Below are 18,100 nucleotides of genomic sequence, written 5' to 3' on the forward strand. Positions count from 1 at the left end.
CTGGCTCCTTTACTAAATCAGGCCCTTGCCTGACTCATCCAGTAAATGACAACCCGCTGTGCACCAACTGCGCGCAGTTGGTGTGAGCGCTGTGAAAAACCGTTACATAAACGTGCAGACCAAGCTAGGATCGGCCGCCGGGAGGGCCGATGAACAGCATGGTGGACATGATGCCGCCCAACAGCACCACGAAGCTCACACCAAACAGTACGGGCCGGTTGAGCAGCCAACGCATCACGACGTTGGTGAAGCCATGGTCGCTGGGGTGGTCGGTGGCGGTGGTGCGCCATTCGCCGTCGAGCTTGGAATTCTTTTCCAGCCATTTGTCGAACGGAATGGTCAGGTACGGGACAAAGGCGGTTGCCACGGCACCCACAATCAGACGCTTGCGCCAACGCTGGTTCACGCCCACCAGCACCGCCGTCATGGCGTACCCAATGAACACGAGCCCGTGCGCGAACCCGCCAATGGAGACCGGCCAGTCCCCCACCTTGAAAACGTATTTCAGAACCATGGCCGAGATCAACAACGTCCAGGTGATGGTTTCGGCAATGGCAAGGGCGCGGTAAAAACGGCGAGGTGACATGGGCTGTGGGCAGTCCTTGTTTGGGGAAAATATCGAAAGTAGAGTTTATCGGGCTTTCCTGTGCGCTTCCTCCAAACCGAGCCGGTTCCTGCGAGCGCGGGCGCTCTGTTCGCTGGGTCCTGTTTTACCCAGCCCAAGATGGACGACGGCGAGCACCAGTTTTGCCACTTCTCGCACCGGAAGCGGGAATGGGCCCCAGTGCGCTGGTTCCAGCTGGAGCAGGGTGCGGTAGGTGGCGGGCAGGGTTTCCACGGCCGCGGCGAAGAGGATCTTGTAGCCGCGTTGCTGCGAGCGCGGCAGGGGCGGGTTCCGCAGGAAGGCGACGGTGTCCGCCACGCGCTGGTCATAGCGCAGTTCGGGGGTGAAGGCGTGGAGTTGCTCATTGAGTTGGGCTTCCGTCACGGGCGGGTTGTCCACGCCCATGAGCTTGCCCGCGATGGCCCAGTCTGCCACGTACGCGTCCGGGCCACCTGGGACGCGGGTACCCAGGGATTTGTGTGAGGCGAGGAAGGCTTCTGTGAAGGCCAGGTGCACCCACCGCAGGAGGTCTGGATCGTGGGCGGTGTAGGGAATTTCTTGCCCATTGTTTGCCGTATACGTTCCCGTGATGAAGCGGTGAATGGAGAGCACCTTCTGCGACGCGGCCTGGGCCGCTGCTGTGTCCCCATAAGTGAGGGTGTAAATCCATCGGATGGTGCCGGCCAGGCGGCCCAGTGGGTCGCTCTTGTAGTCCGAGTGATCGTGGACGCCGGCCATGGCACCCGGGTGGAGTGCTTGAAGGAGCAGTGCGTGGATCCCTGCCACGAGTGTCGTCATGGAGCCGTGGACGGCCCACGCCGCCGAATCGGGCGCAAAGTACCCGCCGTCGTCGCCCTTTTCAAGGTCGAGTTCCCATTGCGGGATGGTCGTGGAGTTGGCGCTGAACGTCCCCCGCAGTTCACGACGCCATCTGGCCACAATGTTTTCCATGGCCCCAGTCTGGCCTTCTATTCCTGTGGATGCACGCCGTCCCCTGGATTGCCTGCCTCTGGCGGTGGTGGGACGGCGTTACCGAAGAGGCTGCCGGCGACGGGGGTGGCATAGGGGCGTTTGGCGTAGAAGCCTTCGCTGCGTGAGCGGTTCTTCAGGCCCTCCAACACCCACGGCATGAAGTATGCTCTCGCCCAGTCAAGGTCGTCAGCGCGGGCCTGGCGCCAACTCCGGGGTGGTGCCGGCGTGAGCTGGCCGTGGATGAGCGTGTGCTGGACGTTGAGGCTATTCAAGACCATGATGGCTACTTCCTGGTAGCCCAGGGCGGAGGGGTGGAGCCTGTCCGGGCTCCACATGCGCGGATCGTTGAGCCCGGTTAGCGTCCACAGGTCGGCTATCAACGCGTCGTGCCGGGCGGCAATGCTGCGAACATTTTCGTTGAAGATGGCAATCTTGGTACGGAACTGCCCCATGATGGTGGACTTTCCCGAATCCGGGCCCACAAAAAGCAGTACGGTGGCATCGATGGCCCGCAGTTCCAATACGGCTCGTTCGAGGACGTCAGCGAGCTTGTCAGGGTCCGCGCCTGGGTGCAGGAGATCGTTGCCACCGGCCTGGATGGACACCAGGTCGGGACGCAAGTCTATGGCCGTGGCAAGCTGCGAGTCGATGACCTCTCGCAACAGCTGACCTCTGACGGCCAGGTTGGCGTAAGCGAAGTCTGCGTGCCCCACTGCCAGTTCCTCCGCCACCCTGTCGGCCCAGCCGCGAAACTCGCCGGGGTGCCGTGAATCCGGATCTCCCAGGCCTTCGGTGAATGAGTCTCCGAGCGCCACAAACCGGTGCCATGGGTGCGGCCCACCCTGGCTTGTGGGGCGATCGTCCTTGGCGTTCTGCTGAAGACTCATGACCCTATCCTCCTCCCGTGGCGGCTGTTTGGTGCAGCACCGGCGACATTTAGTTTGCGCAGTAATACACTGGCGCCATGTCAACCTTCAGCGTTTCTCGCAGCCTTCTCATTCAGGCCCCCGCAGAAGAGATCTACCCCCTGGTGGTCAGCTTCCGTGAGTGGCCCAAATGGTCCCCCTGGGAAACCATTGACCCCACCATGCAGCGCAGCTATGAAGGCCCCGTCAGCGGCGTGGGTTCCAAGTACGCGTGGAAAGGTAACGGCAAGGCCGGGGCGGGAACCATGGAAATCACCGAGGCCTCCGAGCCGGCCAAAATCGCCATCCGGCTAGAGTTCACCAAGCCCATGAAGGCGCTCAACCCGACCACCTTCACCTTTGTTTCCGAGGGCGTTGGAACCCGCGTCACATGGTCCATGACAGGTGAGAACAAGGGTGTGGGCAGGGTATTCATGCTGTTCATGAACATGGACAAGCTGGTGGGTGGCGACTTTGAAAAGGGCTTGGCGCAGTTGTCAGCCGTGGTGGCCGGAAACGCCTAGTGGGCGTCTACACGGGGAATGGCCAGAACGGGTATGTGCTGGGTGGCCAGGAGTTTGTGCACCACCGACCCTGCCAACACCTCATCAATGCCTGCCAGAACCCCGGGCCGCCTTGCCCCCACCACAATGGCCGCACACTGCAGCACCCCAGCCAATCGGCCCAACGCCAGGGCGGGGTCCCCGCCCAGAACATGGAAGTTGCTGCGCAGACCCACGGCGGAGGCCGCCCGATCCAGCAGCGGTCGTAGCTCCACAACCGCCGACGCCGCGTCATCTTCCGGATCCAGCGCCCTGTTCAGCGATTCGGCCACGACATCGCCCCTGGGATCCCATTCGATCAGGTAGCTTCCCGGGTCCACGTAGGCAGCCACCAGCTCCGCTCCCGTGGCGGCAGCCAGCGCGGCGGCGCACTGCAACACGGCAGGATCCTGCCCCGGTAGCAACCCCACCAACACTGCTCCCGCACCAAATCGAGGTTCCATGGCGGACCTTCTCCCTCCCAAGCCAACCTTTGCGACATACAGGCTCTGCATCTATTTTCGCCTTCGCCGCACTAAACCGGAAGCCCGGCTTTGGCTCGAAATTTAGCCCCCGCCGCGCGTTCCTAGTGGTGGAAAGCCACCCGGTCGGGAGCTTTCCCGGCGAGCCGCTCCACCGACGCGGCCAGGTCGCTCAGGAACATTCCGGCCAGGTCGAAGGTGAACCCGTTGCGTACCACCACGCGCAGCACATCGACGTCGGCCATTCCCTCGGGCATCGGGTAGGCGGGCACGATCCAACCAAAGCTGCGCAGCTCATGGGAAAGGTCGTAAACGGTGAAAGCGTCCGGCGTCGTCAAGCTGAACGCCAGTACCGGGAGCTCATCCCCCCAGCTGATGAGGGTAAACACTCCCAGCTGTTCAACGCCCTTGGCAATGGTTGTGGCGATGTCGCGCGCACGTTGCTGGATGCGTTGGTAGCCGTCAAAGCCGTACCGTACCAGGGTGTAGTACTGGGCTATGACCTGGGCGGCCGGGCGGGAAAAGTTCAGGGCAAAGGTTGGCATGGAGCCGCCCAGATAGTCCACGCTGAAGATCAAGTCCTTGGGCAAGTCATCGGCACTGCGCCACACCACCCAGCCCACGCCGGGATAGACAAGGCCGTATTTGTGGCCGGAGGCGTTGATGGACTTTACCCGGTCTAGGCGAAAATCCCAGCGGAGGTCTTGGTCTAGGAACGGGGCAATGAACCCTCCGGAGGCGGCGTCCACATGGAGCGGGATATCCAGTCCCGTGCTGGTTTGAAGGGCATCAAGGGCCGCGGCGATTTCGGCTACCGGTTCATAGGAGCCGTCAAAGGTTGACCCCAGCACGGCCACAACCCCGATCGTGTTCTCATCGCAGGCCGCGGCGGCCTGTGCAGCGGTCAGGTGGGTGGCGCCGTCGAGCGGGACTAGCCGGGCCTCAACATCCCAGTAGCGGGCAAACTTTTCCCAGCACACCTGTACATTGGCCCCCATGACCAGGTTGGGCTTGGTGGCATCAGCCCCGGCAGCTTCCTGGCGGGCCCGCCACCTCCATTTGAGCGCCATACCGGCCAACATGGCCGCCTCGGAGGATCCCGTCGTGGAGCATCCGACGGCGTCCGCTCCCCCGGCGGGCGTAGAGGCATGCCACAAATTCGCCAGGATGTTCACGCAACGCCGCTCAATTTCTGCCGACTGTGGATACTCATCCTTGTCAATAATGTTCTTCTCCAGCGACTCCTGGATCAGGGTTGCCGCCTGTGGTTCCATCCATGTGGTCACGAACGTTGCCAGATTCTGGCGTGCATTGCCGTCAAGCATCAGCTCATCCTGGACGAACCGCATGGCGGCATCCGCGCTCTGGGTGTGCCTGGGCAAACGGTGCTTGGGGATTGACCCCACCCCACCGTCGAAGGCCGAATCGATCATGTTCTCGTCGTGCTGAGGATGGCGTTGGTGCAGGCTCATGGGTTGCTCCCTGGTGATTCCCTTGGATACGCGATTTGCTCCGTAGTACCGAGGCTAACCACATTCGCACGATTTCAGTAGACCCGTCACTGACTGGTGTTCGCCCGGTCCCCCAGTCTTCCGGTGACCACCGTGCCGTCGAGTTCTTCGCTGTGTGAGATCGAGGCGGCGAATCCATGAGCCGCCATGATCCGCGCGCTCAGAGCCGACTGCCTCATACTTGTCTCCACCAGCAGCGAGCCGCCGGGCCGCAACCAGCTGCGGGCCTGCGCCGCAATCCTGCGTTGGATTTCCAGGCCGTCAGCCCCGCCGTTGAGTGCCGAATCCGGTTCGTGCAGGCGGGCCTCGGCCGGCATGAACGCAATCTCTTGCGTGGGAACGTAGGGGGCGTTGGCCACCACCACATCCACCACACCGCGCAGGATGATTGGAATGGCGTCAAACAAGTCGCCGCAGGAGGCGTGCCCGTTGACGCTCCTGAGGTTCGCCCCGGCGCAGGCCACCGCGGCAGGGTCTATGTCAGCCGCGTACATTTCCAGGCCGGAATGCTCGTGGGCTAGTGCTGCCCCCACGGCCCCGCTGCCGCAGCACAGGTCCACAACCACCCGGTGGCTGTGGTCCCGCCCGGCAGCAACCTCGGCCTCTGTTGTGTGGCCGTGTTGGTGGGAGCGCAGGACTTCCAGGGCCTTGCTGACCAGGAGTTCGGTGCGCAGCCTCGGCACAAAGACACCCGGGGTCACCGTTATCCGCAACCCGCGAAACTGGGCCCAGCCCACGATGTGTTCCAGCGGGAACCCGGCCACCCGTTGCCCCATCATGGCGGCCAGTTCTGCGGGAGTCTGGGCTGCCTCGCTCAAAATCGCTGCCTCGTCTTCGGCATAGACACATCCGGCGGCCCGCAGCGTTCTCACAACAGTGTCCGGCGACAGAATCGGATGTGGCTCCATGGAAACCAGATTCTAGCCCCCTATCCTGCCAAAACTGGGCTAGGCGCAGAACAGTGCCGCCGTCTGGTCAGGGCAGTGTCAAGATCACGGGACCGTCGGCGGTGATGGCGATGGTGTGTTCGCTATGGGCTGCCCGCTTGCCCTTGAGCGAGCGCAGGGTCCAGCCGTCGCCGTCGTGCTGGTAATCGTCCCTGCCACCGGCAATCAACATGGGCTCAATGGCAATAACGAGCCCCTCCGTCAGTTTCATTCCACGGCCCGGCCGGCCTTCATTGGGGACGGGCGGTTCCTCGTGCATGGCCTTGCCGATGCCGTGGCCACCGTGGTCGGCCAGCAGCCCGTAACCGGCGCGCCTGGCCTCCTTCTCGATGGCGTGGCCGATGTGGCCCATGGTGTTGCCGATCCGGGCCGCGTCAATGCCCCGGGCAAGTGCGGCGTCGGTGGCGGCGATGAGGGCCAGGTCCTCGGGGCGACCCTGACCCACGGTGAAGCTGATGGCCGAGTCGCCGCACCAGCCTTCGAGGAACGCTCCGGCGTCAATACTGACCAGGTCTCCGTCGGCCAGCCTGTAGCCGTTGGGGATGCCGTGGACCACGGCATCGTTGACACTGGCGCAGATCACGCCGGGGAAGGGAGTGGGCGCCCAGCGCGGATGGTAGTTCAGGAAGGCAGGGACGGCGCCGGCATCGCTGAACACGCTGGCGGCGACGGCGTCGAGCTCTTTCAGGCTCACCCCCACATCGGCATGGGCCCTGACGGCGGCCAGCGCCTGCGCGACGATGCGCCCGGCCTCGCGCATTGCGGCGATTTCCGTAGCTGTCTTGATCTTGCCCATGGGAGGTCCCTTACTGCGGTGAAGTGTTACATCCACAGTACCGAAGGCCGCTACGCTGTGGGAATGACGGACGACGCCGCTTCCCCCAACCGCCTGTTCCTCGCGGCCCTGCGCCCGGCACTTGAGGCGGCCGCCATTCCCGAGAAGGCTGCGGGCATGGCGGCCTACATGAAATCGACCATGCCATACCTTGGCGCTCCGTCACCGGCAGTGCGCAAAACGGTGCGGGCGCTTGCCAAGGAACACCCTTTCGCCGACGCCGGGCAGCTTGGCGCCACGGTGGCTCATTTGTGGAATGGCGCCGAATTTCGGGAGGAACGCTACTCGGCCATCATGCTGACCGATTCACGCATGGGCAGAGGCGAAATGGCGCTGCTGCCGTTCTACGTGTCTGTGATCGAGACGGGCCAGTGGTGGGACTATGTGGATTCCGTGGCACCTCGGCTGTGCGAATTGCTGCAAACTCACCGGGACACCATGGATCCGCTATTGCGCATGTGGAGCGTCCACCCGAACTTTTGGTTCCGACGGGCGGCAATCATCGCCCAGTTGCCCGCAAAACAATCAACTGACACGGTGTTGCTGCACGATGTGACGGTGGAGAATCTCACCGACAAGGAGTTCTTCATTCGCAAAGCGATTGGCTGGGCCCTACGTCAGCACGCCAAGACGGACCCGAATTGGGTGCTGGACTTTGTGTCCACCTATGCCGAACAGCTCAGTCCGCTCTCGCGGCGTGAGGCGCTCAAACATCTAGGAGCCTAGGAAGCCTGGGGCCCGACCGTCACCGGCATCCGGCGCGGCACAAAAATCTCCCGTACCTTTTTGTCCCAGAACATGAGGTAGAGCGCCCCCAGCACCGCCGAGCTGATGGCCACGGTGCGCACCAATGCCACCGAAATGCCGGGGAAGATACTCAGCTGGTCCGTCAAGGCAATTAAGGTGAAGAACAGCGTCAGGTAGCACAGTGTCCGCAACTGCCAGCCGTCCTTGACGCCCGTCACGGCGAAGAACGCCAAGAGCCAGAGCATGTACCAGGGCTGGATCATGGGGGCCAGCAGGACGACGGCGGCGAAGGCCCACGCCATGCGGCGAAGCACAGCCTGCGAGTACCTTGCCTCCCCCGTCAGGTCCTGTCCAAGCCCGCCCGAAGCAGGCATGCGAACGTTGACGAACGCCAACGCCATGACGAGCAGGATCGAAATGACCTGCCCGACAGCTTGGATAACGTCCGTCACCGAGGCTCCTGCCCCGCCAAAGAAGGAAACAATAAAGCCAACAAGATGCGAGAACAGACCCACCGGCGCGTACCAGATCCAGACCGTGCCAGGGGTCTGCAGGGCCGCCAACCAGCCAAAACCCAGTCCGTTGACAAACCCCATGGCCGCCATGACACCGGCGGAAATGCCCAAGGTGGCAGCCCAGACGGCAAACTTCCGCACCCAGCCGGCCTGCGAACCCGCCCACAACAAACCAACAAAGGGCAGGGCGATCAAGGTGATGGGTTTGATGGCAATGGACGCCGTCACCAGCAGAATCCCGGCTATGGGGTGTTTGACTGATGCGTAATAAATCCCCGCCACCACCAGTCCCAGCATCAGCGAATCATTGTGCACGCTGGCTACGAAGTTGATCAGCAGCACGGGGTTCAGTACCACCATCCAGAGTGCGCGGTTGGGGTTGAAGCCGTGCAGCTCGGCAAGCCGGGGTACATAGATGGCCAAAAGAATCACACCGGCAAGGCTGGCCAGACGGAAGGGGATCAACGCCACCTCGGGGCTGCCATTGGCTACCCACACGGCGGCCTGCTCGATCCACAGCCACACGGGGCCGTAAGGGGTGGGCGCCTCGGTCCACAGCGTGTCCGGGCCCAGCATGAAGTAGTTGCTCAACGCCGAGATGCCGTTGGTGTAGGGGTTTAGCCCCTGCTCCATGAGCCGGCCCTGGCCGATGTAAGCATAGGAGTCGCGGCTGAAGAGGGGCAGGGCCACCATCATGGGCGCCACCCACAGCGCCAGCGCCTTGATCAGTAGGGACTTGGAGTCGTTGTCCCAGCCCCGAAAATGTTGGGAGAGGCGCAGCCAGGCACGCAACATCAGAATCGCCCCAACGCAAAGCAGGACGGTGCACGTGACGACGGCTACTGGTGTGGTTCTTGCCACAATGAAAAGCTGTGCCCTGATCAACGACGAACTGCTCGCCAACCAGCCAACCCCCAAGGATCCCAGCAGCAACATCATGGAACCGGCAAAACCCTGCCATACCGCGGAAGTCGCGGTGCCGGTGCGCGCTGAATCCTGAGCTGACACCGGACTCCTCACCTCGTGTTCAGCAATACTCGGGCGGCTCAATCACTCACTCCTGAACTGTCACTGGCCTCTGCCAACCGCCAGCTTTTCCAGCCCGCGATGGCTCCACCGAACCGTGGAAAAAATATCGGCTGCGCTAATATGTATAAAGCGCGAAGAACACCGTTCTTCGCATTCTACCCAATCACGCTTGAGAAGGATCCAACCATCTCCACGGACACATTCTTTGCCGCGCTCGCCCGTTTCCGGGACCGGGTCCTTCCGGCACCAGCCCAGGCGTGGTTGCAAACCCCGCGAGGACTATGGATCATTTTCGCCGTAGTTCACCTTTTCTTCGTCATTTTTGCGGCGGTCTTGTCGCTCCGAGGCGATGCCTTCAGCGACACCTACGTTTACCGGGCGTGGGCCGAGGCAGGTTTCGACGCAAACCAGGTCACCGGCCCCAGCCCTTGGGTGTACCCCATCCTGGCGCAGATTCCCATGGCGCTGGCCTACCTCTTCGGCAGCGGCCCGTTCTTGTTCCTCTGGGTCTTGATGATCACCATTCTCAACGGCCTGGCCGTGGCAAAGCTGACCAGCTGGGGCAAGAACACCAAGGCGATCCCGGCGGCACTGTGGTGGATCGGCTTCACCGCATTGCTGGGCTGGCTGGGGTTCGCCCGAGTCGACGGCTTCACGGCCCCCATGGTGCTGATTGCCCTCTCGATTGGCGTGGCCCAACCGTTTGTGACGTCATTGATTCTCAGCGTAGCCACGTGGGTCAAAGTGTGGCCGGCCGCCGTCGTTCTGGCCCTTTTGACTGTTGTGAAGCAACGGGTGCGTGTGGTCCTTGCCGGCATGCTGGTGACGGCGTTTGTGGTGGCACTGGCGCTGAGCATGAACGCGCTGCCCAAACTGCTGAACTTCCTGTTGGAACAGGGCGATCGGGGTATGCAACTCGAGGCAACCTTCACCACTCCGTGGCTGTGGATGAGTGTGCTGGACATTGGCGGCGCACGCATGTTCATGAACCACGACATCAACTCCATGCAGGTGGACGGCCCCGGCACCGAGGTCATGAGCGTACTGATGCAGCCCTTGCTCATTCTGGCCGCCCTGGTGGTTGCCGCACTCATTTTCTGGGCTCTGCACACGGGCAAGCGCAATGGTGGTGCGGACCGCACGGAGCTGTTGCTGCTGGGCTCACTGGCCTTGGCAACCGCCTTTGTGGTGTTCAACAAGGTGGGCTCCCCCCAGTTTATGGTCTGGCTTTCACCCGCTGTTGCCGTGGGTCTGGCCTACAACATGAGGGCCTGGCGAGTCCCGGCTGCCATGCTCATTGGCATTGGCGCGCTCACCTTTGCGGTCTACCCAATGTTTTACGATGCCTTGTCCCACAACAACCCCGTCATGGCCGCCGTGCTTACGCTGCGCAACCTAATGCTCGTGTTGCTGTTCATCTGGTCGGTGCGGGCTTTGTTCTTGGCGGGCCGCAAGGCAAAGTCTTCCGCTGATGCTGTGGCCCCAAGGGCCGACACAGGGCCTGCAACTGTCTCAGCCTCCGGCGGGGAGTCTTAAGATTTCAACGCCACTTTTCGAGCGGATCCTGAAGCGGACCGTCCTGCTCCGCAACCGATTCCTCCCGCCGTCGCTCATTTCCTGGTTCCGCACGCCCGCCAGCGTGTGGTGGGGGTTCGCCGCCGTTCACCTCTTTTTCCTGGGGTGGATGATGACATTCATCGTTCACGGCAACACTTTTAGCGACACGGAGCAATACCGGCAGTGGGCCCAACTGGGTTACAACCCCAGCGACCTGGGCCAGATCATCAGCCCCTGGGTTTATCCTGTTCTGGCCCAGATCCCGATCTTCGCCGCCAACATCTTTGGCCCGTCCCTGTACCTGCTGGGGTGGACGTTGATCATCATTGCGCTCAACGCCGTCGGACTCTTTTACTTGACCCGCGGCCCGCGGGTGCAGCGCGGCATTGCCCCGGCATGGTTTTGGCTATTCTTCACCATCTTCATGGGCTACCTCAGCTTTGCCCGGGTCGAGGGCATCACGGCCCCGATTGTGCTTATAGCTTTGCTCTACGCGGCCGATCGACCCGTTGTGGCCGCCGTCCTGCTGTCCGTGGCGACCTGGATTAAGGTCTGGCCCGCCGCTGTTATCGCTCCCTTGCTCATTGCCAGCGCCCAACGGGTCCGCGTGTTGCTGGCCGGGGTGGCCGTCAGCGCCGTCGTAGCCGGGATCACCTTCTTCACCGGCGCCGGCTCGCACCTGTTCGACTTCGCCATCAACCAGGGCGAACGCGGCATGCAGCTTGAGGCAACGTTTTCCACCCCGTGGGTGTGGCTGAGCGTTTTGAACATTGGCGGGTCCCAGATCGCTGACAACGTGGCGATCAATTCCACCGAGGTCTACGGTCCCGGCGCCGATGTGGCGGCCCTGCTGATGCAGCCGCTGCTGATCGTTGCCACGGTTGCTGGCGCGCTGTTGATGATCTGGGCGCTACGCCGCGGTGCCGAGCGCGAGGAACTGCTCCTGGAGGGCTCCTTGCTCATGGTCACCGCCTTCATCGTCTTCAACAAGGTGGGCTCCCCCCAGTTCATCATCTGGCTGGCACCGGTGGTCATCGCCGGCCTCACGCACAACTGGGATCGATGGAAGGTCCCGGCCACGCTGCTGATGGGGATCGCCGTCACAACCTTTGTCATCTACCCGCTGTTCTACACCCCGCTCATTCACGCGAACCCGATCATGGCCGCGGTACTCACCATCCGCAATGTACTGCTCGTGACCTTGCTGGTGTGGGCTGTGCAGCGAACCATCGAGCTAGGCCGCAAGGCCACGAAGACCAGCGACAGCCTGACTCACGCCCCCGCGCCGAGGTAGCGAGTCCGCGCCGAGAACGACGTCGGTTCTTGCCACCTGCGCCCTGGTAGCCGTTCCGCACCGAAACCGCCCCAAAACTGGGCGAGCCTCGGCGCGGGGAAGCTGCTGGCAGCCCATCTGCCAGACAGCGGCCATACGTGGCGAACCCGAGAACTCAACGATGCCGGGCTTCACCTTGACGAACATATTGCGGACCACCGAGGACCGCGCCCTCACGTTGGCACCCCCGGGCTGGCCAGGAACGGGAGGTTGGCGCATTGGACGGTCGCCCTTGGATTCGGATCTTCAGGGCAGCACCTGACTTTACCTGCGCCGATTTCGCTTGGCCAAGGCAGAGAGTAATCCTGGATCCCTCTCGCCGTCGAGCCTCCTACTTCAGGGAAGCGGCGGGTGCCAGCTCGTGGCCCTTGGTGAATAGCAGTTTGCGTGTGTGGACGTCGATGAGCAGCAGATAGCCAACTACGGCAATCGCCACCCAGTAGGACAGCGCCTTCGTGGCCATCGGCAGGTCAACAAAATTCCACACGAACAGTTGGTCCTGGGCGCCAAAGACTACAAAGAACCCAATGACCACGTAGCAAACCTTGATTTGCCAGTTGTTCTTGATTCCGGTGGCCGCCAGGAACGGCAGGAACCACAGGATGTACCAGGGTTGGATGATGGGTGCCAGCATGACGACGGCGGCGAATGCCAGCGCAAGCCGTCGCACCACCTTATGGGGGTCACCAAAGAGGACCAGCCACCCCGCGATGCCGATGCTCGCCACGGTCAGAAGCGTGCGGAAGCCGCCTTCAAATAAAGCGCCATCGAGGCCCACGGCATGGGCCGCCGAACCCACCAGTTGCCCGCCGAATCCGGACGGCGAGTACCCCGTATAGCCGGGCGTTCCATCCAGCAGGGCCCAGGTCCAACCGAATCCGAGGTTGTGCGGAATACCAGCGAGCCACAGCAGTAGTGCGCTGATCGCCACCGTGGCGCCCCAACAAGCGAACCGGCGCCCCCACCCGGCAGCCTTGCCGGCCCAGAGGAGTCCTATGAAAGGCAGAAGCACTATGGTGATGGGCTTGACGGCAATCGAGGCGGTCACCATGACAATAGCCAGGATTGGTTTCCTCGTTGCCGCAAAGTAGGTTCCGCAAACGGCCAGGCCCACCATGAGTGCGTCATTGTGGGCGCTGGCAATGAAGGAGATCAAGAACAAGGGGTTGGCCACGGAAATCCACAAGGCGCGTGCCCCGTTGTAGCCGCAGAATTCGGCCAATTTTGGGAGATAAATCACGCACAATGCCACTCCAATGCACGCCAAAAGGCGGAAAAGGAGCACCGAAAGGTCTGGTTGGGCGCCGGTAATGGCCACAACGCCGCGGGACAGCCACAGGAATAGTGGGCCGTACGGCGTACGGTTTTCGGCCCAGGACGGGTCGGTTCCCAACATGAACCAGTTGCTCAACGCGGAGATGCCGGTGGTGTACGGGTTCAGGTTCTCCGCCATCAAACGGCCCTGGCCCGTGTAGGCGTAGACGTCGCGGGAGAAGATGGGGACGGCAACAAAAAGTGGCGCACCCCAGAGCACCACGGCCAGGACCACCTGCTTCAGGGATCCGGCGCCCCACTGTGAAAGTCGCTGCCCCAGCCGCAGCCAGGATCTCAGCAAAATCATGGCTCCCAGCGTCAACGCAATGGTCGAAACCACTACGCCCGTACCGTCAGTACGCAAGGCAATGACAAGGGTGTTGCGGATCATCGGCGAGCCGTTGGCTATCCACCCGACGCCGAGCGATCCTGCCAGGATCAGGAGGGAACCAACCAGTCCTTGCAGCAACGCGATCCACGGCCGGTGTGCCGAGATTGTTTGTTCGCCCGAGGCGGGAGGCGAGGGTGTCGTCACTGGTCTCCGGCCGTCGAAAGTAGCTTTCCCGCGTCATGGTGGTCACCACGCAGGATCTGTCGATGCAATTTTACCAGCGGCGGCAAGACCGGGGTTCGCGGTACATTGGAGGCGTGCCTATTACTAACGAACGTATTGTATGGATTGATTGTGAGATGACCGGCCTGGATGCCGTCAACGACGCATTGATCGAGGTGGCGGTGCTGGTGACCGACTCCGAGCTGAACATTCTTGGCGACGGGGTGGATGTGGTGATCAAGCCCACCGATGAGGCGTTGGCGCAGATGAATGACTTTGTCCGCAACATGCACACCTCCTCCAAGCTCATTGACGAGCTCGACGGCGGCACCACCATGGAGGATGCCCAGGCCCAAGTTTTGGCGTACATCAAAAAGTACGTCCCGCAGCCCAACAAGGCGCCACTGGCGGGCAACTCGATCGGCACGGACAAGGTTTTCCTGGCCCGGGACATGCCCGAGCTCGTCGAACACCTGCACTACCGCGTCATCGATGTCTCCACCATCAAGGAACTCTCCCGACGCTGGTTCGCACGCGCCTACTTCCAGTCGCCGCCCAAGACGGGTGGCCACCGCGCCCTGGGCGACATCCAGGACAGCATCAACGAGCTCAAGTACTACCGTGAAGCCGTTTTTGTGCCTGCACCAGGTCCGGATTCGGCAACGGCAAAAAAGATTGCCGCCAAGTTTGCCAACTAAGCTCCGCGGAAAATCAAGGGTGCAGGAGCTTCGGGAAGCGATTTAGATCACTTTTTGGCCAAAACAACCCTTTTTGGCAATGAGCATCCCCGAAAACGTGTAAAGTAGTCGTCGTTGCCTCAACCGCAAGGATCACTTCCGAGTGTGAATGTGGCCGGTAGCGCATGGTGGGATTAGCTCAGTTGGCAGAGCGCCTGGTTGTGGTCCAGGAGGTCGCGGGTTCAACCCCCGTATCTCACCCCAAGGTGTTTCTTGATGAAACACGAAACACCCCGATCATTTGATCGGGGTGTTTTTCATTCCCCACTGTTTGGCAGTACGTCGGCAAAGGATTCTGCGATGACCATCCACCCCGTAACCATTCTGGGCGAGCCCGTTCTCCACCGCCGGGCCGAGGAAGTCAAAGTTTTTGACGACTCCCTGAAGTCACTGGTCGCCGACATGCTCGAGACCATGGACGCCGCCCATGGGGTAGGTTTGGCGGCCCCCCAAATTGGTGTTGGCCTGCGCATCTTCACCTACCACATGGAGAACGACGACGGCGTTCCCGATCGCGGCGTGCTGGTCAACCCCACGCTGACGGTGGGAAAGATTTCCGGCAACGCCCCTGACCCCGACGACGAGGTTGAAGGCTGCCTCTCAGTCCCCGGCATCGACTTCCCGCTCAAGCGTGCCGAATGGGTGCGGGTCCGCGGATTCGATGTTGACGGCAACCCGCTCGACTTTGAAGCCACCGGCTGGTTTGCCCGGTGCATGCAGCACGAATACGATCACCTCGATGGAAAGCTCTACGTCGATAGGCTCAACGCCCGCTTCGCCAAGAAGGCCAAGCGCGCTGCCAAGAGCAACGGTTGGGGCGTCCCCGGGTTGACGTGGATGCCTGGCGTGGATCCGGACCCGTTCGGGCACTAATCCCCACGCCCTCCCGTGTTTGCCGCGCGGGGCGCGGCAAACACGGGTCCCTCGGGCGCGTGGGCCCAACTCGTCTGCGAGGGGCCCGCTACGAGCGAAGCAAACAGTGGCACAACTTGGGTGGGCCCCCAACTGCGAGGGGCCCGCTACGAGCGAAGCGAGCAGTGGGAGCAGTTGGGGAGTATGTTGGCCGTATGGATAAGTTGCATACGGTCTTTTTCATGGCGAGCCCGTTCTGGGTTAGCTGACTTTGAGGGGAAACCATGTCCAATATCAATAACGAGCCCGTAGTCAGTTCGGGGATTCCACGTAAAGTGATTGGCTTGGCCGTTGCCGGTGCGGTGGGTGGTTTCCTCTTCGGTTTTGATTCGTCCGTTGTCAACGGCGCCGTTGACGCCATTCAGGGTCAGTTCAAACTCGGTGACGCCCTGACAGGTTTTGCCGTGGCTGTCGCCTTGCTTGGCTGCGCATTGGGCGCCTACCTGGCTGGAAGGATTGCCGACGCGTGGGGCCGTATCCCGGCCATGAAACTGGGCGCCGGCCTGTTCCTGGTCAGTGCTATCGGCACCGGCCTGGCGTTCAACGTCGTGGACCTCATTGCCTGGCGTCTGGTGGGCGGTTTGGGCATTGGGCTGGCCTCCGTCATTGCCCCTGCCTACATCTCTGAAATTTCCCCTCGCAAGCACCGCGGACGTCTGGCTTCTTTGCAGCAGCTGGCCATCACGGTGGGTATCTTTGCCGCCCTGCTCTCCGATGCGCTTTTTGCCAACGCGGCCGGTAGCGCCCTTCAAGACCTCTGGTTCGGCTTGCCGGCGTGGCGCTGGATGTTCCTGGCCGGAATCGTCCCTGCACTCGTTTATGGTGCCATTGCGTTCGTCCTGCCCGAATCCCCCCGTTTCTTGGTGGTCAAGGGCAAAGAAGAAGAAGCCGCGCTCGTCTTCAAAACTATTGCCCCGGATGAGGACACCGATCGCAGCATCCGCGACATCAAGGCCGCCATCGCCGAGGATTCGCTTTCTGCGAAGAAGGGCTCGTTGCGGGGCAAGCGTTTTGGCTTGCTGCCGGTGGTCTGGATTGGCATCATCCTTTCCGTTCTGCAACAGTTCGTTGGCATCAACGTCATCTTCTATTACTCCACCACGCTGTGGCAGGCGGTAGGTTTCCAGGAAAAGGATTCGCTGACCATTTCGGTGGTGACCGCCGTCGTGAATATCTTGGTTACCCTGGTCGCCATCGCGCTCGTGGATAGGATCGGTCGACGCCCCATCTTGCTCACCGGCTCCATCGGCATGGCGGTTTCCCTTGGCACTATGGCCTTGGCTTTCGCTTCGGCCACCGGCACAGGCTCGGATGTGACCTTGAGCGGCGCATGGGGTCCCATAGCTCTGGTGGCTGCCAACGTATTCGTGGTCAGCTTCGGAGCCTCGTGGGGACCTCTCGTCTGGGTGCTACTGGGTGAGATTTTCCCGTCGCGTATCCGCGCCCGCGCCCTGGGTCTGGCGGCGGCCGCTCAGTGGATCGCCAACTTCTTGATTACGCTCAGCTTCCCCGTCATGGCGGCTGCGTCCCTGCCGCTGACCTACGGGATGTATGCACTGTTCGCTACGGCGTCGTTCTTCTTTGTCATGTTCAAGATCCCGGAAACCAATGGCATGTCCCTTGAACAGGCCGAGACATTGTTCGTGAAGAAACCCAAGGCCGCCAAGTAGTCTCGGCACGGTCACGAAAACCATGCCATCACGAAAACTCGATAAGCTGGCTTGATGATTCCGCACACAGCACTGCGCACAGACCTGGCCCTTGATTATCTGGGTGTAGCTGATGAGGACCGCCAGCAATGCCAGGCACTGATCGAGGGGCCCGTCAGCCCCGCTGCGCAACTCGTCCAGGAGTACCTCTCCGCACGGCTGGGAAGCTCCGATGCTTCGGTGCCTGAGCTGGGCACCCCGGAAGTCCCTGTCACCGAGCGCGATTGGCTTGAAGCCATGGTGCGTTTTGTTCCCGCCATCCTGACGTGGCATGCCGAAAAAGACATTCCGGACGCCGTTAGCCGGGACACCCTGGCCGACTTCGGCAGGAACCTGGCGATCAACCGCCGCGTCCACGGCCGGTTCGGGATGGACACTTACAAGTGGCTGACCAATGTCTTCTCCGGGCGGATCTTCCAGCTGGGCCGCTTGCAGTACCTGATTCATCAGCCCACGGCGGCCGTTCCTGGCGTGTCCGACGGCGAATGGATCCTGGGCGTTCACATCCCCGAAGACGGCGGCCTCAGCCAGCAATCCGTGTCCGAAAGCCTGACAGCGGCCAGCAAGTTTTTCGCCACCCATTTTCCTGCCCAACCGGTCAGGATCGCCAATTGCGAGTCATGGCTGCTTGACCCCTATCTGGCCGCACACATTGACGAATGGTCGAACATTTCGCGCTTCGCAGCGCTCTTTACCCCGTACGGCACCCCACGGGATGAACCCACCGACGCCGTGTACTTCACCTTCCGCACGCGCAGTATGGAAAACCTTGACCAGCTCCCTCGCACGACGGCGTTGCAAAAGGTAGTTTTGGATCGCATCGCTGCCGGAGGTGCTTGGCAGTTGGGTTTTGGGTACCTGGTGCTGCCGCACTAGCCCACACACTTTGGCCAGCA

General features: G+C 61.9%; 17 protein-coding genes and 1 tRNA gene. 9 read left to right on the top strand and 9 right to left on the bottom strand.

Translation table 11 applies throughout. The features are described from left to right. Positions 1-124: 124 nt before the first annotated feature. The 3 genes from CXQ94_RS07355 to CXQ94_RS07365 are packed head-to-tail and all read right to left on the bottom strand — an operon-like array spanning position 125 to position 2,463. Positions 125-586 (bottom strand): DUF3817 domain-containing protein, encoded by a 462-nt coding sequence (locus tag CXQ94_RS07355; protein ID WP_104087829.1) that lies wholly within the window; start codon positions 584-586, stop codon positions 125-127. A 45-nt stretch (positions 587-631) separates the two neighbouring features. After that, entirely contained in the window at positions 632-1,555 is a 924-nt protein-coding gene (locus tag CXQ94_RS07360) for an oxygenase MpaB family protein (protein ID WP_104087832.1), read from the bottom strand. 17 nt (positions 1,556-1,572) lie between these two features. Continuing rightward, entirely contained in the window at positions 1,573-2,463 is an 891-nt protein-coding gene (locus CXQ94_RS07365; RefSeq protein WP_104087835.1) for an SGNH/GDSL hydrolase family protein, read from the bottom strand. Positions 2,464-2,540: 77 nt separating this feature from the next. On the opposite strand from CXQ94_RS07365, the gene CXQ94_RS07370 reads away from it, so the two are divergent. Beyond that, entirely contained in the window at positions 2,541-3,005 is a 465-nt protein-coding gene (locus CXQ94_RS07370; protein ID WP_104087839.1) for an SRPBCC family protein, read from the top strand. Here CXQ94_RS07370 and CXQ94_RS07375 read toward each other — a convergent pair. The 4 genes from CXQ94_RS07375 to map form a co-directional block, all read right to left on the bottom strand. Continuing rightward, entirely contained in the window at positions 3,002-3,487 is a 486-nt protein-coding gene (locus CXQ94_RS07375; protein ID WP_104088494.1) for a universal stress protein, read from the bottom strand. The two genes, CXQ94_RS07370 and CXQ94_RS07375, sit on opposite strands and share 4 nt — an antisense overlap. Before the next feature lie 122 nt (positions 3,488-3,609). Further along, positions 3,610-4,977, bottom strand: a complete 1,368-nt coding sequence (locus CXQ94_RS07380; RefSeq protein WP_104087842.1) for a glutamate decarboxylase — start codon at positions 4,975-4,977, stop codon at positions 3,610-3,612. Positions 4,978-5,063: 86 nt separating this feature from the next. After that, on the bottom strand, positions 5,064-5,924 hold the full coding sequence (locus CXQ94_RS07385; RefSeq protein WP_104087845.1) for a putative protein N(5)-glutamine methyltransferase: 861 nt from the start codon (positions 5,922-5,924) through the stop codon (positions 5,064-5,066). A gap of 67 nt (positions 5,925-5,991) precedes the next feature. Continuing rightward, the gene (gene map, locus CXQ94_RS07390; protein WP_104087848.1) at positions 5,992-6,759 is read right to left on the bottom strand and encodes a type I methionyl aminopeptidase; all 768 of its coding nucleotides are present in this window, start codon (positions 6,757-6,759) and stop codon (positions 5,992-5,994) included. A gap of 63 nt (positions 6,760-6,822) precedes the next feature. On the opposite strand from map, the gene CXQ94_RS07395 reads away from it, so the two are divergent. Then, complete coding sequence (locus CXQ94_RS07395) at positions 6,823-7,524, top strand: DNA alkylation repair protein (protein ID WP_104088496.1); 702 nt, start codon at positions 6,823-6,825, stop codon at positions 7,522-7,524. Here the strand turns inward: CXQ94_RS07395 and mptB (CXQ94_RS07400) are convergent. Beyond that, positions 7,521-9,068, bottom strand: a complete 1,548-nt coding sequence (gene mptB, locus CXQ94_RS07400; protein ID WP_104087851.1) for a polyprenol phosphomannose-dependent alpha 1,6 mannosyltransferase MptB — start codon at positions 9,066-9,068, stop codon at positions 7,521-7,523. The genes CXQ94_RS07395 and mptB (CXQ94_RS07400) overlap by 4 nt on opposite strands. A gap of 141 nt (positions 9,069-9,209) precedes the next feature. Between mptB (CXQ94_RS07400) and CXQ94_RS07405 the strand changes: the two genes are divergently transcribed. Beyond that, positions 9,210-10,625 (top strand): glycosyltransferase 87 family protein, encoded by a 1,416-nt coding sequence (locus tag CXQ94_RS07405; RefSeq protein WP_104087854.1) that lies wholly within the window; start codon positions 9,210-9,212, stop codon positions 10,623-10,625. Continuing rightward, complete coding sequence (locus CXQ94_RS07410; RefSeq protein WP_104087857.1) at positions 10,561-11,940, top strand: DUF2029 domain-containing protein; 1,380 nt, start codon at positions 10,561-10,563, stop codon at positions 11,938-11,940. Before CXQ94_RS07405 ends, CXQ94_RS07410 begins: the two co-directional genes overlap by 65 nt. A 370-nt stretch (positions 11,941-12,310) precedes the next feature. Here CXQ94_RS07410 and mptB (CXQ94_RS07415) read toward each other — a convergent pair whose 3' ends face one another. Continuing rightward, positions 12,311-13,828 carry a polyprenol phosphomannose-dependent alpha 1,6 mannosyltransferase MptB gene (gene mptB / locus CXQ94_RS07415; protein ID WP_146070249.1) on the bottom strand — a complete coding sequence of 506 codons (1,518 nt, stop codon included), beginning with the start codon at positions 13,826-13,828 and terminating at the stop codon, positions 12,311-12,313. A 113-nt stretch (positions 13,829-13,941) separates the two neighbouring features. On the opposite strand from mptB (CXQ94_RS07415), the gene orn reads away from it, so the two are divergent. The 5 genes from orn to CXQ94_RS07440 all read left to right on the top strand — a co-directional run bounded on the left by orn (position 13,942) and on the right by CXQ94_RS07440 (position 18,080). After that, positions 13,942-14,544, top strand: coding sequence for an oligoribonuclease (orn, locus tag CXQ94_RS07420; protein WP_258066839.1), 603 nt, complete (start codon positions 13,942-13,944; stop codon positions 14,542-14,544). Between the two features lie 167 nt (positions 14,545-14,711). After that, positions 14,712-14,787: transfer RNA gene (locus CXQ94_RS07425), tRNA-His, on the top strand. A gap of 96 nt (positions 14,788-14,883) precedes the next feature. Beyond that, complete coding sequence (gene def / locus CXQ94_RS07430; RefSeq protein ID WP_104087867.1) at positions 14,884-15,456, top strand: peptide deformylase; 573 nt, start codon at positions 14,884-14,886, stop codon at positions 15,454-15,456. Between the two features lie 263 nt (positions 15,457-15,719). After that, on the top strand, positions 15,720-17,165 hold the full coding sequence (locus CXQ94_RS07435) for a sugar porter family MFS transporter (RefSeq protein ID WP_104087870.1): 1,446 nt from the start codon (positions 15,720-15,722) through the stop codon (positions 17,163-17,165). A gap of 54 nt (positions 17,166-17,219) precedes the next feature. Beyond that, positions 17,220-18,080 (top strand): acyltransferase domain-containing protein, encoded by an 861-nt coding sequence (locus CXQ94_RS07440; RefSeq protein ID WP_104087874.1) that lies wholly within the window; start codon positions 17,220-17,222, stop codon positions 18,078-18,080. Positions 18,081-18,100: the final 20 nt, after the last annotated feature.

It is taken from the genome of Arthrobacter sp. GMC3 (assembly GCF_002929305.1).
In the GTDB taxonomy this organism is placed as follows: Bacteria; Actinomycetota; Actinomycetes; order Actinomycetales; family Micrococcaceae; genus Specibacter.

Bases quoted from the DNA above. Each gene is read 5' to 3' on its own strand.
- CXQ94_RS07355 (WP_104087829.1), bottom strand. From the start codon at position 586: ATGTCACCTCGCCGTTTTTACCGCGCCCTTGCCATTGCCGAAACCATC.
- CXQ94_RS07360 (WP_104087832.1), bottom strand. From the start codon at position 1,555: ATGGAAAACATTGTGGCCAGATGGCGTCGTGAACTGCGGGGGACGTTC.
- CXQ94_RS07365 (WP_104087835.1), bottom strand. From the start codon at position 2,463: ATGAGTCTTCAGCAGAACGCCAAGGACGATCGCCCCACAAGCCAGGGT.
- CXQ94_RS07370 (WP_104087839.1), top strand. From the start codon at position 2,541: ATGTCAACCTTCAGCGTTTCTCGCAGCCTTCTCATTCAGGCCCCCGCA.
- CXQ94_RS07375 (WP_104088494.1), bottom strand. From the start codon at position 3,487: ATGGAACCTCGATTTGGTGCGGGAGCAGTGTTGGTGGGGTTGCTACCG.
- CXQ94_RS07380 (WP_104087842.1), bottom strand. From the start codon at position 4,977: ATGAGCCTGCACCAACGCCATCCTCAGCACGACGAGAACATGATCGAT.
- CXQ94_RS07385 (WP_104087845.1), bottom strand. From the start codon at position 5,924: ATGGAGCCACATCCGATTCTGTCGCCGGACACTGTTGTGAGAACGCTG.
- map (WP_104087848.1), bottom strand. From the start codon at position 6,759: ATGGGCAAGATCAAGACAGCTACGGAAATCGCCGCAATGCGCGAGGCC.
- CXQ94_RS07395 (WP_104088496.1), top strand. From the start codon at position 6,823: ATGACGGACGACGCCGCTTCCCCCAACCGCCTGTTCCTCGCGGCCCTG.
- CXQ94_RS07405 (WP_104087854.1), top strand. From the start codon at position 9,210: ATGTATAAAGCGCGAAGAACACCGTTCTTCGCATTCTACCCAATCACG.
- CXQ94_RS07410 (WP_104087857.1), top strand. From the start codon at position 10,561: ATGCTGTGGCCCCAAGGGCCGACACAGGGCCTGCAACTGTCTCAGCCT.
- def (WP_104087867.1), top strand. From the start codon at position 14,884: ATGACCATCCACCCCGTAACCATTCTGGGCGAGCCCGTTCTCCACCGC.
- CXQ94_RS07435 (WP_104087870.1), top strand. From the start codon at position 15,720: ATGTCCAATATCAATAACGAGCCCGTAGTCAGTTCGGGGATTCCACGT.
- CXQ94_RS07440 (WP_104087874.1), top strand. From the start codon at position 17,220: ATGATTCCGCACACAGCACTGCGCACAGACCTGGCCCTTGATTATCTG.